A 12140-nucleotide genomic window follows, 5' to 3' on the forward strand; every position below is an offset into this window, starting at 1 on the left:
GTGACTCCAGGTCATAGGCTGGGCCCATGGAGACGACGGCAACCACGGCGCTGCGTCGGGGACTCGGCGGTTTCCTGCGGGCCCACCGTGAGCGGCTCGCCCCCGCCGACGTGGGTCTGCCGAGCACGAGTCGCAGGCGTACGTCAGGGCTGCGCCGCGAGGAGGTCGCCGCGCTCTCGGGCGTCTCCGTGGCCTGGTACACGTGGCTGGAGCAGGGGCGCGTGGACACGTCCCGGCAGGTGCTCGACGCCGTCGCCCGCGCCCTGCGCCTCGACGACACCGCCCACCACCACGCCCTCACCCTGGCCGGCTTCGCCCCCCGCCCGGGGAGCCCGGCCACTTCCGCCGCCACCCACCCCGGAAGCCCGGACACTTCCGCCGCCACCCACCCCGAGGCCTCGAACGCCTCCGCCGCCCGCCACCCCGGAGGCCCAGACACTTCCGCCGCCCGCCACCCCGGAAGCCCGAACGCTTCCGCCGCCACCCACCCCGAGGCCTCGAACGCCTCCGCCGCCACCCACCCCGAAAACCCAGACACTTCCGCCCCCGCCCACCTCCACGACGCGGGCACCGCCATCGGCACCACCCCCAGCCCCACCCTCCGTACCCTCCTGGACAGTTGGCCCGACAGCCCGGCCCTTCTCCTCGGGCCCGCGCTGGACATCCTCGCCTGGAATCGCGCGTACGCCGACCTGTGGCCCGACCCCGCCGGCCTCCCCGAGGAGCGCCGCAATCTGCTGCTCCTGCTGGTCGGCGACGAGCCGTATCAGCGGCTGCTGCCCGGCTGGGAGCCCGTCGCCATGGACCTGTACCGGCACTTCCGCACGCGCGCGGACCGCCTCCCCACGGACGTGACCTTCCAGCGGCTCACCGGCCGGCTGGCGTCCGCCCGCCCGGACCTGGCGCACTGGTGGGCCTGCCGCTCGGTCGGCGACTTCGCCCCGCGCACGGTCGGGATCACCCCGCGGGACGGCACCCCGCCCCGCGCGTACGACATGACGCTGCTGCTCACCCCGCACCCGCCGGACACGGCGATCCTCGTGCAGACGCCCACGAAGCAGCAGACGCCCACGGCCTAAGAGGCCGGAGCCGACGGATCCACCGTCGCCTGATGCTCCTGCACCAAGTGCTCCTCCGCCTTGAGCCACGGCAGGAACTGCGCCTTCCTGCGCCATCCGCAGGTCCCGCACGTCAACTGCCGCTGCATGCCCGCCTTCTGGACCTCCACGACGTGCTCGCGGCCGTGCTGGTCCCAGCGTCTGACCCTGCTCGTGGTCGTGGGGGTAGGCATGCGCCCCAGTGTGCACGGAAGCCCCCGGTTCCATAACCCGGAACCGGGGGCTTCTGCCCAGCTTCACTCAGTGGACATACCCGCGTCAGCAGCCCACGAGGCGCGCCGCGAGGTAGCCCTCGATCTGGTCGAGGGAGACCCGCTCCTGCTTCATCGAGTCACGCTCGCGCACCGTCACGGCGTTGTCGTCGAGGGTGTCGAAGTCGACCGTCACGCAGTACGGCGTGCCGATCTCGTCCTGGCGGCGGTAGCGGCGGCCGATGGCGCCCGCGTCGTCGAACTCGATGTTCCAGTTCTGGCGGAGGGCGGTGGCAAGGCCCTTGGCCTTCGGGGACAGCTCCGGGTTCCTCGAAAGAGGAAGGACCGCGACCTTGACCGGCGCGATGCGGTGGTCGAAGCGCATGACCGTCCGCTTCTCCAGCTTGCCCTTGGCGTTCGGCGCCTCGTCCTCGATGTAGGAGTCGAGGAGGAAGGCGAGCATCGTGCGGCCGACACCGGCGGCGGGCTCGATGACGTACGGAGTCCAGCGCTCGCCGGCCTCCTGGTCGAAGTAGGACAGGTCCTGGCCGGACGCCTTGGAGTGCGCGGACAGGTCGTAGTCGGTGCGGTTGGCGACGCCTTCCAGCTCGCCCCACTCGCTGCCGCCGAACTGGAAGCGGTACTCGATGTCAGCGGTGCGCTTGGAGTAGTGGGAGAGCTTCTCCTTCGGGTGCTCGTACCACCGCATGTTCTCCTCGCGCAGGCCCAGGCCGGTGTACCAGTTCCAGCGCTGCTCCATCCAGTACTCCTGCCACTTCTCGTCCTCGCCCGGCTTGACGAAGAACTCCATCTCCATCTGCTCGAACTCGCGGGTGCGGAAGATGAAGTTGCCGGGCGTGATCTCGTTGCGGAAGGACTTGCCCATCTGCGCGATGCCGAAGGGCGGCTTGCGGCGCGAGGTCTGCTGGACCTGGCCGAAGTTGGTGAAGATGCCCTGCGCGGTCTCGGGGCGCAGGTAGGCGACGGAGCCGGTGTCCTGCGTGGGGCCGAGGTGCGTGGCGAGCATCCCCGAGAACTGCTTGGGCTCGGTGAACTGGCCCTTGGTGCCGCAGTTGGGGCAGTTGATGTCCGCGAGGCCGTTGGCCGGCGGGCGGTTGTGCTTGGCCTCGTAGGCCTCTTCCAAGTGGTCGGCGCGGTGGCGCTTGTGACAGGAGAGGCACTCGGTGAGCGGGTCGGAGAAGGTCGCGACATGGCCGGAGGCCTGCCAGACCTCGCTCGCCAGGATCACCGACGAGTCGATGCCGACGACGTCCTCGCGCGAGGTGACCATGTAGCGCCACCACTGGCGCTTGAGGTTCTCCTTCAGCTCGACGCCCAGCGGTCCGTAGTCCCAGGCGGCGCGCTGGCCGCCGTAGATCTCGCTACAGGGGAAAACGAAGCCACGGCGCTTGCTCAGGCTGACGATGGTGTCGATCTTGTCGGCGGCCACGGTGCTCTCTTCATAAGACGGTGGGCGAGGCGAATGCCTCAGGTTACCGGCGGCCTGACCCCCCTAATCAAATCGGTTCCCCACAAGCCGCTTCGGGAGCCTTCGCGGGATGCCCGCGGAGCCCCTTGTTGACAATCGTTTCCACATTTGTTGAAAATGAGTGTCATGAACGTACGACGACGCCTCATACCCACCGCCGCCCTCGCCTCCGCGACGGTCCTCGGCCTCACGGGCCTGACCGCCTGCTCCTCCACCGCGGACGGCAAGGACGGCAAGCTCGACGTGGTGGCGTCGTTCTACCCCATGCAGTACCTCGCGGAGCAGATCGGCGGCGACCACGTCTCCGTCACCAACCTCACCGAGCCCGGCCAGGAGCCGCACGACCTCGACGTCTCCGCCAAGCAGCGCGGGCAGCTGGAGGAGTCCGACGTCGCCGTGTACCTGAAGGGCCTCCAGCCCGCCGTCGACGACGCGATCGACCAGTCCGGCATCAAGACCAAGGTCGACGCCGCCTCCCTCACCAGCATGGAGAAGCACGGCACCGAGGTCGGCGGGCACGAGGACCACAAAAAGGACGAGCACGGCCACGAGGAAGAGGCCCACGAAGGCCACGACCATGGCCACGACCACGAGGGCTCCGACCCCCACATCTGGCTCGACCCGGTGAAGTACGCCGAGGTCGCCAAGGGCGTCGGCAAGGCCCTGGAGAAGGCCGACCCGGACCACGCGGCGACGTACAAGAAGAACACCGCGAAGCTCGTGAAGAACCTCGATGGCCTGAACAAGCGCTTCGAAGACGGCCTGAAGGACACCAAGGCGGACTCCCGCGTCTTCATCACCACCCACGCCGCCTTCGGCTACCTCGCCGAGCGCTACGGCCTCACCGAGGAGGCCATCAGCGGCCTGGACCCCGAGGGCGAGCCGAGCGCCAAGCGCGTCAAGGACCTCCAGGAGATGGCGAAGGAGGACGGCGTCACCACCGTCTTCTACGAAACCCTCGTCAGCGACCGCACCGCCAAGACCCTGGCGAAGGACGCCCAGCTCAAGACGGATGTGCTCGACCCGATCGAGGGCATCACCGAGAAGTCCAAGGGCGACGACTACATCCAGGTCATGGACTCCAACCTCAAGGCCCTCCAGAAGGCCCTGGGCGCCAAGTGACCCCACCCCCTGTGGCTACGGAGGCACGAGCCATGAGCAAGCACACCGCATCCGGTGACGCGGAAGCCGTCATAGCCCTGCGCAAGGTGACGGCCGAGCTGGGCTCGCGCCCCGTGCTGCGCGGCATCGACCTCACCGTGGGACGCGGCGAGGTCGTCGCCCTGCTCGGCGCCAACGGCTCGGGCAAGTCCACCGCCGTCCGCACGATCATCGGCCAGGTCCCCGTCACCGGCGGCGACGTGGAGATCTTCGGCACCGCCCGCCGCCGCTTCCGCGACTGGGCCCGCGTCGGATACGTCCCGCAGCGCACCACCGCCGCCGGTGGCGTCCCCGCCACCATCAACGAGGTCGTCACCTCCGGCCGCCTCTCGCGCGCCCGCTTCGGCGTGCTCCGCAAGGCCGACCGCGAGGCCGTCGCCCGCGCCATCGACCTGGTGGGCCTGACCGACCGCGCCAAGGACTCCGTGAACGCCCTCTCCGGCGGCCAGCACCAGCGCGTCCTGATCGCCCGCGCGCTGGCCTCCGAGCCGGAGCTGCTGATCATGGACGAGCCGATGGCGGGCGTCGACCTGGCCAGCCAGGAGGTCCTCGCGGCCACCCTGCGCCACCAGGTCGCGCAGGGCGCCTCCGTCCTGCTCGTCCTGCACGAGCTGGGCCCCCTGGAGCCGCTGATCGACCGTGCCGTGGTCCTGCGCGACGGCTGCGTCCTGCACGACGGGCCGCCCCCGCGGGCGGTCGGCCAGCACGCGCTGCCGGGCCACGACCACGTCCACCCGCACGACGCCGACGCCGAGCCGGTCCGCACCGGCCTGCTGACCTGAGGGCGAGCCAAGAACCATGGAAATCCTCGAATACGCCTTCATGCAGCGGGCGCTGCTCGCCGCCGTCCTGGTCGGCATCACCGCGCCCGCCGTCGGCATCTACCTCGTCCAGCGCCGCCAGGCGCTGATGGGCGACGGCATCGGCCACGTGGCGATGACCGGCGTGGGCCTCGGCTTCCTGCTCTCCGCCTCGCCCGTGTGGATGGCGACGGCGGTCGCGATCGTCGGCGCCGTCGTGATGGAGCTGATCCGCTGGTACGGCAAGACGCGCGGTGACATCGCGCTCGCGATGCTGTTCTACGGCGGTATGGCGGGCGGCGTCATGTTCATCAACCTCGCCCCCGGCGGGTCGAACGCGAACCTCCAGTCGTACCTCTTCGGCTCGCTCTCGACGGTCTCCGAGGAGGACGTCACGGCGATCTGCCTGCTCGCCGCCTTTGTGGTCCTCGTCACGGTCGGCCTGCGCCGCCAGCTCTTCGCGGTCAGCCAGGACGAGGAGTTCGCGCGCGTGACGGGCCTTCCGGTGCGCGCCCTGAACCTGCTCACCGCCGTCACCGCCGCGATCACGGTGACCGTCGCCATGCGCGTCGTGGGCCTGCTCCTGGTCTCCGCGCTGATGGTGGTGCCGGTGGCGGCGGCCCAGCAGCTCACCCGGAGCTTCGCGGCGACCTTCGCGATCTCGGTGGCGATCGGCGTCGCGGTGACGATCGGCGGCACGGCGACCTCGTACTACCAGGACGTTCCGCCCGGCGCGACGATCGTGCTCCTGACCATCGGCGTCTTCATCGCCCTGACGGTCCTCGCGACGCCACTCGCCAGGCGCAGGGCGCGGGCCAAGGCCGCGGCCGAGTCGGCGGGCGATCCCGCGGAGTGCTCGGTTCCGGCCCAGCCGGTGGCCAGGACCTGACCTGGCCCGTGGCCGACCTGGCACAATGGCCCGGCAGGCCCAGACCAGAGCGCAGACGCGAGGAGACAACCGTGGGAGCCCCGGTTCGAGGCAGGTCCACCCGCCAGCGCGCGGCGGTGGCCGCGGCACTCGACGACGTGGACGAGTTCCGCAGTGCGCAGGAGCTGCACGACATGCTCAAGCACAAGGGCGACTCGGTCGGTCTGACCACGGTCTACCGCACGCTCCAGTCGCTGGCCGACGCCGGCGAGGTGGACGCGCTGCGCACCAGCGAGGGCGAGACGGTCTACCGCCGCTGCTCGACCGGCGAGCACCACCACCACCTGGTCTGCCGCGTCTGCGGCAAGGCGGTCGAGGTGGAGGGCCCGGCGGTGGAGAAGTGGGCCGAGGCGATCGCCGCGGAGCACGGCTTCGTGAACGTGGCGCACACGGTCGAGATCTTCGGCACGTGCGCGGAGTGCGCGAGCAAGTAGGCATACGTACGTGAGTGAGGGGGCCCGCGCCGTGACAGCGCGGGCCCCCTCCTCCACGTCTGCCGACTAGCTCTCGGCGATCTGCTGCTCGTTCGGGATGGCCCCGCCGAAGCGGCGGTCGCGTGAGGCGTATTCGAGACAGGCGCGCCACAGGTCGCGGCGGTCGAAGTCCGGCCACAGGACGTCCTGGAAGACCATCTCGGCGTACGCGCTCTGCCAGAGCAGGTAGTTGGAGGTGCGCTGCTCGCCGCTGGGGCGCAGGAACAGGTCGACGTCCGGCATGTCCGGGTAGTACAGGTATTTCGCGAAAGTCTTCTCGCTGACCTTGGACGGGTCGAGGCGGCCCGCCCGCACGTCCTCGGCGAGGGCCTGGGCGGCGTCGGCGATCTCGGCGCGGCCGCCGTAGTTCATGCAGAAGTACAGGGTCAGCTTGTCGTTGCCCTTGGTCTGCTCCTGGGAGATCTCCAGCTCCTTGGCGACCGACTTCCACAGCTTGGGCATGCGGCCCACCCAGCGCACGCGGATGCCCAGCTCGTCGAGCTGGTCGCGGGTCTTGCGGATGAAGTCGCGGTTGAAGTTCATCAGGAACTTCACCTCGTCCGGGGAGCGCTTCCAGTTCTCCGTGGAGAAGGCGTAGAGGGAGATCGCGCCGACGCCCATCTCGATGCCGCCCTGGAGCACGTCGAGGACGCGCTCCGCGCCGACCTTGTGCCCCTCGGTGCGCGGAAGGCCGCGCTCCTTCGCCCACCGGCCGTTGCCGTCCATGACGATGGCGACGTGCTTGGGCACCAGCTCGCCGGGGATCTTCGGCGGCCGTACGCCCGTGGGGTGCGGTTCAGGGGTCTTGTACTCGCGGCGGGACCGGCCGAGGATTCCGCGTCGTGCCATGGGGCTCTCTCTCCTACGTGACTTGAGGGTGGTGCGGGGTGGTACTGGTACTGCTCAGCTTTTCTCCACGTACCGCAGGGAGCGCAACCCGCGCTCCAAGTGCCAGTGCAGATAGGCCGAAACCAGCCCGCTGCCCTCGCGCGCGTGCCGCGCCTCGCACGCGTCGGCCGTCTCCCAGTCGCCGGTGAGCAGCGCGCCGAGCAGGGTGAGGGCCTCCGGGGACGGTACGACGCTGCCGGGCACCCGGCAGTCCACGCAGACGGATCCGCCCGCCGCGACCGAGAAGAAGCGGTTCGGTCCGGGCAGGCCGCACTTCGCGCAGTCGTTGAAGCTGGGCGCGTAGCCGTTCACGGCGAGGGAGCGCAGCAGGAAGGCGTCGAGGACGAGGTGCGGCTCGTGCTCCCCGCGGGCGAGGACGCGCAGCCCGCCCACGAGCAGCAGATACTGCTGCACGGCGGGCTCGCCCTCGTTGTCGGTGAACCGTTCCGCCGTCTCCAGCATGGCCGTGCCGGCGGTGTAGCGGGCGTAGTCGGCGGCGATCCCGCTACCGTACGGCGCGATGGTCTCACTCTGGGTGCAGAGGGGCAGTCCGCGTCCGACGAGGTCGCTCCCCCGCGCGAAGAACTGCACGTCGACGTGGGAGAAGGGTTCGAGCCGCGCCCCGAACTTGGACTTGGTGCGCCGCACCCCCCGCGCCACCGCGCGTACGCGCCCGTGACCGCGCGTGAGCAGCGTGATGATCCGGTCCGCCTCACCCAGCTTCTGGGTGCGCAGCACGATGCCGTCGTCGCGGAACAGACTCATGGGGCCATTCTCGCGTACGGCGGGGAGTGCGGGATACGCCGTACGGCGGGGGGTGCGGGGTACGGCTGAGCGTCAAGGCACCTCGCCCCGGCTGCGGGCGTTCGCGTACGCCGTCGCCGCGCGCAGGCGCTCCGCGGCGGTCGCCGTGCGGACGGCCTCCGGGTCGCAGTCCCACTCGCGGCCGCCTCCGTAGGGGCGCAGCTGGACGTACGGACCCTCGTGACCCATCACCCGGCCGACGCGGCCGTTGCGGGTGTCGACGACGTACGAGCCGACGGGGAGGTTCGCGGGAAGGTTCACGGCGCACTCCTCAGCGCGGCGGCCAGGCGTGCCGCCACGTCGACGGAACAGCCGCCCAATTCGACGCGCGGGCAGGGTGCCTCCCTCGCGATCGTCGCGGGGTCGATCCGCAGGGACGGCAAGGTAATTTCCGCTCGCGCGAGTGCGGCGCGCAATTCCCTCAATGTTTCCTCCGCCTGTTCGACGCATACCACTGCGTGGCGCTTTGATTCCGCCTTCACGTGACTCCCCTTCGCCTTCGGATTTCACTCTTCGCACCCCTACGGTGACGTATCGCGCCTACACTCGGCAGGAGTCTGTCCTCTACAACTGCGGGGCAGCGGAAGGCGGTTGGCCATGGCCAATGGTTCACGGCAGGCGGCGTGGGAGTTCTTCGGCACGGAGCTGAAGCGGCGCCGCGAGGACGCGGGGATCACGCAGTCGGCGCTGGGTACGCGGGTTTTCGTCTCCGGGGGCTACATTGGGCAATTCGAACAGGCTATTCGTAAGCCGCAGTTGGATGTGGCCGAGCGGATCGATGAGGTTCTGCGGACGGATGGCATTTTCGCCCGCATGTGCCGCAAGCTGATCAACGATAAGCGCTATGCGGAGTACTTCGCGGCGGTCGTGGAGTTGGAGGCCCTGGCCACGCGGATCTGCGAGTTCGCGCCCGCGCTGTTCCCGGGCCTGCTCCAGACCGCTGATTACGCTCGGGTGGTCACTTTGGCGGCCAATCCCTTCGTCACGGATGAGTACGTCGAGGACATCGTGACGGCCCGGCTTGAGCGGGCGGGCATCCTCAAGGACGCCACAAGGCCCGAGTATTGGACGGTGCTGCACGAGAACGTGCTGTACATCCCCGTGGGCGGTCCGGCCGTGATGGCCCGGCAGCTGGAGCACATCGCTGCGCTGATGCGGGAGCGGCACGTGATGGTTGTGGTACTGCCCTACGAGGCGGGAGCACACGCCTCGATGACCGGCGATCTGAGGCTCATGGAGTTCGAGGACGCGCCCCCAACCGCCTATACAGAGACGTCGTTTTCGGGAACCCTCGTCGACGAACCGGCGGTGGTGATGCGAGCACAGCGAGCATACGATCTGCTCAGGGCCGCCGCGTTGTCGCCGGAGGCGTCCCTCGCCCTGATCGAATCGGCGGCTGAGGACTACAGACGATGCGCGAGTACGACCTGAGCAACGCCCGCTGGCGCAAGAGCACCCACAGCAACGGCGAAGGCGGCAACTGCGTCGAGGTCGCCTACGACTTCATCGGCGCTGCCAGCTGGCGCAAGAGCAGCCACAGCAACGGCCAAGGCGGCGACTGCGTCGAGGTCGCCGACGGAGTCCCCGGCGTCGTCCCCGTAAGGGACAGCAAGGTTCCCCAGGGCCCCGCCCTGATCATCGGCGCCCCCGCCTGGCAGGCATTCGTCACCGGCGCCGCCGCCACTACCCGCGAGTGACCGCCGCCGAGGCGAACGCGTCGGACAGCGCCTGCGTCTCGGCGTAGGACGGGATGCCCGCCGGGAGGGGCCCCGACCCGTCCCTCACCGCCTCGGCCGCCGCGACAGCGCCCCGCAGCGCCGCGCGGAACAGCAGCGAGCCGCAACTGACGCGCCGCACACCGGCCGCGGCGAGTTCGGGGAGGGACGGCCCGTCGGGCGAGTGCAGGATGTTGAGGGGCGCGGTGAGCTTCGAGGCCAGCCGGGTGATGGTCCGCACGTCCCGCAGGCCCGGCACGAACAGGCCGTCCGCTCCCGCCTGTTCGTACGCGGCGAGCCGGTCCTCGGTCTGGGTCACATGAGCACCCGGCAGCCAGTACGTGTCCGTGCGGGCGTTGACGAAGAGGCGGCCGTCCGTCGCCTCCTTCACGGCCCGGAGCACCGCGCACTGCCGGTCGAGGTCGGCGAGCGTGCTGTCCGCGCGGCCGTCCTCGATGTTCACGCCCACGATGCCCGCCTCCGCCAACTTCACCGCGAGGGCGGCGACTTCCTCGGGGTGGTCGCTGAAGCCGCCCTCGATGTCGACGCTGACCAGGACGGAGAGGCGGGCGAGGCCGCGGGCGAGCCGGAGGGTCTCCTCGCGGGCGGCGCCCGACCCGTTCCCGTCGGGCAGCCCCGCCGAGGCGGCCACCCCGAGACTGGTCGTCCCGACCGCCCGGAACCCGGCGGCGGCCAGGGCGGCGGCCGAGGCGTGGTCCCAGGCGTTGGGGAGCAGGAGGGGCGCGCCGGGCGAGCGGTGCAGGTCGCGGAAGTGCTCGTAGCGAAGTGTCATGGTCCGACCGTACGGGCGCGCCCCGGCGACCGGTGCCGTAACCGGTTCAGTAGCCGATCGTGAACCGGCGCTGGACGAACCGCGGCAGCTCCGCCTCGTCCACCAGTGCGACGGCGGCGTCCTCCACGGATATGCGGCTGCGCCCGTCCTCGTCGAGCACCGGCTGGTCACCGCCGAGGCGATACCGGCCCGTGCGCCGCCCCGGGGCGATGTCCTCGGCGGGGCTGAAGTACGTCCAGAGCCGGTTGGACACGCGCAGCACGTTCAGCGCGTCCCGGTGGCCCCGCACCGCCGCCGCGTAGGACCTGGGCAGCCCGAGCCGGTCGAGGCTCCCGTGCAGATGCTCCTCGGAGTCGGCGTGGACGAGACCGGGCTCGACCTCAAGGCTGCCGGCCCCGCCGATCACGATCAGCCGGACGCGAGGATGGCTCTCCAGGGCCTTCAGCAGCGACCGCGCGGCGGTCACGAAGACCGAGGGGTCGGCGACCGAACGCTCCACGGTGGCGGCGAAGTCCGCGGCCGCGTTGCCGGGCTGATAGCCGCTGATCAGCACGTCCATGCCGGGCAGCGCCGCGGCGACACCCTCGGCGTCGAACACGTCGAGGCTCCGCCATTCCACGCCCGCCCGCTCCTCGCGGATCCGCGAGGCGTCACGGGTGAACGCCGTGACCTGGTGCCCCCGTTCGACGGCCTCGGTGACGACCCGGCTGCTGATAGTCCCGCTCGCTCCGATGACTCCTATGCGCATGGCTCTCCCTCTGTTTCCGCCGTGACAGCGGTCGCGCCACACCCAATGGTGACGCCATGCGGAAACTATACGGTGTGAAGTTTTCATACGCTGCTCAATTTCGTGACGCTGTACGGTGTCGGGTGTGGAGAGCGTGACGACAGGACGTACGAACGTGACGACGGGCCGCACGAAGGGGCCGGGGCGCCGCGAGCGCCTGCGCGCCGAGACGACGGCGGAGATCAAGAAGGTCGCCCTCGAACTGATGGCCTCCGGCGGGCCCGACGCCATCACCCTGCGGGCCATCGCGCGCGAGATGGGCATGACCGCCAACGCCATCTACGGCTACTTCGCCACCCGCGACGACCTGGTCACCGCGCTCATCAACGACGTCTACACCGCACTGGCCGACGCCGTGGACGCCGGATGGGCCTCGGCGTCCGCCCAGGGCCCCGCCGACCGGATCCGCGCGTGGGCGCACGCCTTCCGCGACTGGGCCCTGGCCAACCCCGAGGGCTTCCGCCTGATCTACGGCGACCCCGTCCCCGGCTACCGCGCGCCGGACGGCGGCGCCGCGCCGCAGGCCGCGCACCGGGTCTGCACCGGCCTCGCCGGTCTCGCGGACGCCGCCTGGCCCCACGTGCAACACCTCTACGCGGACAGCGAGTTCGACTGGCCGGACTTCGATCCCGGCCTGCTCGCCAAGGTCCGCCCGGCCTACCCGGACCTCCCGCCCGCCGCCGTGGCCCTCGCGCTGCGCATCTGGGGCCATCTGCACGGCCTGGTGTCACTGGAGGTCTACGGCCACCTGCGCACCCAGACCCTCAGCCCGGACAAACTGTTCCGCGAGGAACTGGCCATGCTTGTGCGGTCAATAATCCCATCTAACCCCATCTAATCCCTCTAGTTAATTCAGGGTTGACGGTTTTGGCCTGGCGCGCCGGGGAGTTACGAGGCGCGACGGCATTTCGACTAGTCTGGTCCGAAGGTTCTCGAATGCGGACATCCGACCAGGCCATCTCGGTGCCATTATCTTCATACATGAGGGTCGAA

General features: G+C 70.2%; 15 protein-coding genes. 8 read left to right on the forward strand and 7 right to left on the reverse strand.

Features of this window, described 5'->3' with window-relative positions:
- The first annotated feature begins 26 nt into the window (after nucleotides 1–26).
- Nucleotides 27–1079, forward strand: a complete 1053-nt coding sequence (locus DMA15_RS36615) for a helix-turn-helix transcriptional regulator (protein WP_164551732.1) — start codon at nucleotides 27–29, stop codon at nucleotides 1077–1079.
- Here the strand turns inward: DMA15_RS36615 and DMA15_RS11470 are convergent.
- Together DMA15_RS11470 and DMA15_RS11475 are read right to left on the reverse strand one after the other, a co-directional pair.
- On the reverse strand, nucleotides 1076–1291 hold the full coding sequence (locus DMA15_RS11470; protein WP_125512669.1) for a hypothetical protein: 216 nt from the start codon (nucleotides 1289–1291) through the stop codon (nucleotides 1076–1078). The two genes, DMA15_RS36615 and DMA15_RS11470, sit on opposite strands and share 4 nt — an antisense overlap.
- 85 nt (nucleotides 1292–1376) lie before the next feature.
- Entirely contained in the window at nucleotides 1377–2759 is a 1383-nt protein-coding gene (locus DMA15_RS11475) for a glycine--tRNA ligase (protein WP_125512670.1), read from the reverse strand.
- Between the two features lie 165 nt (nucleotides 2760–2924).
- On the opposite strand from DMA15_RS11475, the gene DMA15_RS11480 reads away from it, so the two are divergent.
- From DMA15_RS11480 to DMA15_RS11495, 4 genes are all read left to right on the forward strand, one after another.
- On the forward strand, nucleotides 2925–3920 hold the full coding sequence (locus DMA15_RS11480; protein WP_125512671.1) for a metal ABC transporter substrate-binding protein: 996 nt from the start codon (nucleotides 2925–2927) through the stop codon (nucleotides 3918–3920).
- 32 nt (nucleotides 3921–3952) lie between these two features.
- Nucleotides 3953–4741: a metal ABC transporter ATP-binding protein gene (locus DMA15_RS11485; RefSeq protein ID WP_125512672.1), complete on the forward strand. Its 789-nt coding sequence runs from the start codon at nucleotides 3953–3955 to the stop codon at nucleotides 4739–4741.
- Between the two features lie 16 nt (nucleotides 4742–4757).
- The gene (locus tag DMA15_RS11490) at nucleotides 4758–5648 is read left to right on the forward strand and encodes a metal ABC transporter permease (protein WP_125512673.1); all 891 of its coding nucleotides are present in this window, start codon (nucleotides 4758–4760) and stop codon (nucleotides 5646–5648) included.
- Nucleotides 5649–5719: 71 nt separating this feature from the next.
- Nucleotides 5720–6121: a transcriptional repressor gene (locus DMA15_RS11495; RefSeq protein WP_125512674.1), complete on the forward strand. Its 402-nt coding sequence runs from the start codon at nucleotides 5720–5722 to the stop codon at nucleotides 6119–6121.
- Nucleotides 6122–6187: 66 nt separating this feature from the next.
- Here DMA15_RS11495 and DMA15_RS11500 read toward each other — a convergent pair whose 3' ends face one another.
- From DMA15_RS11500 to DMA15_RS11510, 3 genes are all read right to left on the reverse strand, one after another.
- Nucleotides 6188–7009, reverse strand: coding sequence for an isoprenyl transferase (locus DMA15_RS11500; RefSeq protein ID WP_125512675.1), 822 nt, complete (start codon nucleotides 7007–7009; stop codon nucleotides 6188–6190).
- A 54-nt stretch (nucleotides 7010–7063) separates the two neighbouring features.
- A complete protein-coding gene (recO, locus tag DMA15_RS11505; RefSeq protein WP_125512676.1) occupies nucleotides 7064–7813 on the reverse strand; it encodes a DNA repair protein RecO in 750 nt (249 codons plus the stop codon).
- Nucleotides 7814–7885: 72 nt separating this feature from the next.
- Complete coding sequence (locus DMA15_RS11510; RefSeq protein WP_030783606.1) at nucleotides 7886–8113, reverse strand: hypothetical protein; 228 nt, start codon at nucleotides 8111–8113, stop codon at nucleotides 7886–7888.
- A gap of 336 nt (nucleotides 8114–8449) precedes the next feature.
- On the opposite strand from DMA15_RS11510, the gene DMA15_RS11520 reads away from it, so the two are divergent.
- On the forward strand, nucleotides 8450–9283 hold the full coding sequence (locus tag DMA15_RS11520; protein ID WP_125512678.1) for a helix-turn-helix transcriptional regulator: 834 nt from the start codon (nucleotides 8450–8452) through the stop codon (nucleotides 9281–9283).
- Nucleotides 9265–9549, forward strand: coding sequence for a DUF397 domain-containing protein (locus tag DMA15_RS11525; RefSeq protein WP_125512679.1), 285 nt, complete (start codon nucleotides 9265–9267; stop codon nucleotides 9547–9549). Before DMA15_RS11520 ends, DMA15_RS11525 begins: the two co-directional genes overlap by 19 nt.
- Here the strand turns inward: DMA15_RS11525 and DMA15_RS11530 are convergent.
- Together DMA15_RS11530 and DMA15_RS11535 are read right to left on the reverse strand one after the other, a co-directional pair.
- Entirely contained in the window at nucleotides 9536–10360 is an 825-nt protein-coding gene (locus DMA15_RS11530; protein WP_125512680.1) for an isocitrate lyase/phosphoenolpyruvate mutase family protein, read from the reverse strand. The genes DMA15_RS11525 and DMA15_RS11530 overlap by 14 nt on opposite strands.
- Nucleotides 10361–10406: 46 nt before the next feature.
- Complete coding sequence (locus DMA15_RS11535) at nucleotides 10407–11108, reverse strand: NAD(P)H-binding protein (RefSeq protein ID WP_125512681.1); 702 nt, start codon at nucleotides 11106–11108, stop codon at nucleotides 10407–10409.
- A 124-nt stretch (nucleotides 11109–11232) separates the two neighbouring features.
- On the opposite strand from DMA15_RS11535, the gene DMA15_RS11540 reads away from it, so the two are divergent.
- Nucleotides 11233–11985: a TetR/AcrR family transcriptional regulator gene (locus tag DMA15_RS11540; RefSeq protein WP_240659753.1), complete on the forward strand. Its 753-nt coding sequence runs from the start codon at nucleotides 11233–11235 to the stop codon at nucleotides 11983–11985.
- Nucleotides 11986–12140 lie beyond the last annotated feature (155 nt).

It is taken from the genome of Streptomyces sp. WAC 01529 (assembly GCF_003945545.1).
GTDB lineage: Bacteria > Actinomycetota > Actinomycetes > Streptomycetales > Streptomycetaceae > Streptomyces > Streptomyces anatolicus.

What these genes read in the sequence shown, in the direction of transcription:
- DMA15_RS36615 (WP_164551732.1), top strand. Translation starts at nt 27, where the DNA reads ATGGAGACGACGGCAACCACGGCGCTGCGTCGGGGACTCGGCGGTTTC.
- DMA15_RS11470 (WP_125512669.1), bottom strand. Translation starts at nt 1,291, where the DNA reads ATGCCTACCCCCACGACCACGAGCAGGGTCAGACGCTGGGACCAGCAC.
- DMA15_RS11480 (WP_125512671.1), top strand. Translation starts at nt 2,925, where the DNA reads ATGAACGTACGACGACGCCTCATACCCACCGCCGCCCTCGCCTCCGCG.
- DMA15_RS11485 (WP_125512672.1), top strand. Translation starts at nt 3,953, where the DNA reads ATGAGCAAGCACACCGCATCCGGTGACGCGGAAGCCGTCATAGCCCTG.
- DMA15_RS11490 (WP_125512673.1), top strand. Translation starts at nt 4,758, where the DNA reads ATGGAAATCCTCGAATACGCCTTCATGCAGCGGGCGCTGCTCGCCGCC.
- DMA15_RS11500 (WP_125512675.1), bottom strand. Translation starts at nt 7,009, where the DNA reads ATGGCACGACGCGGAATCCTCGGCCGGTCCCGCCGCGAGTACAAGACC.
- recO (WP_125512676.1), bottom strand. Translation starts at nt 7,813, where the DNA reads ATGAGTCTGTTCCGCGACGACGGCATCGTGCTGCGCACCCAGAAGCTG.
- DMA15_RS11520 (WP_125512678.1), top strand. Translation starts at nt 8,450, where the DNA reads ATGGCCAATGGTTCACGGCAGGCGGCGTGGGAGTTCTTCGGCACGGAG.
- DMA15_RS11525 (WP_125512679.1), top strand. Translation starts at nt 9,265, where the DNA reads ATGCGCGAGTACGACCTGAGCAACGCCCGCTGGCGCAAGAGCACCCAC.
- DMA15_RS11530 (WP_125512680.1), bottom strand. Translation starts at nt 10,360, where the DNA reads ATGACACTTCGCTACGAGCACTTCCGCGACCTGCACCGCTCGCCCGGC.
- DMA15_RS11535 (WP_125512681.1), bottom strand. Translation starts at nt 11,108, where the DNA reads ATGCGCATAGGAGTCATCGGAGCGAGCGGGACTATCAGCAGCCGGGTC.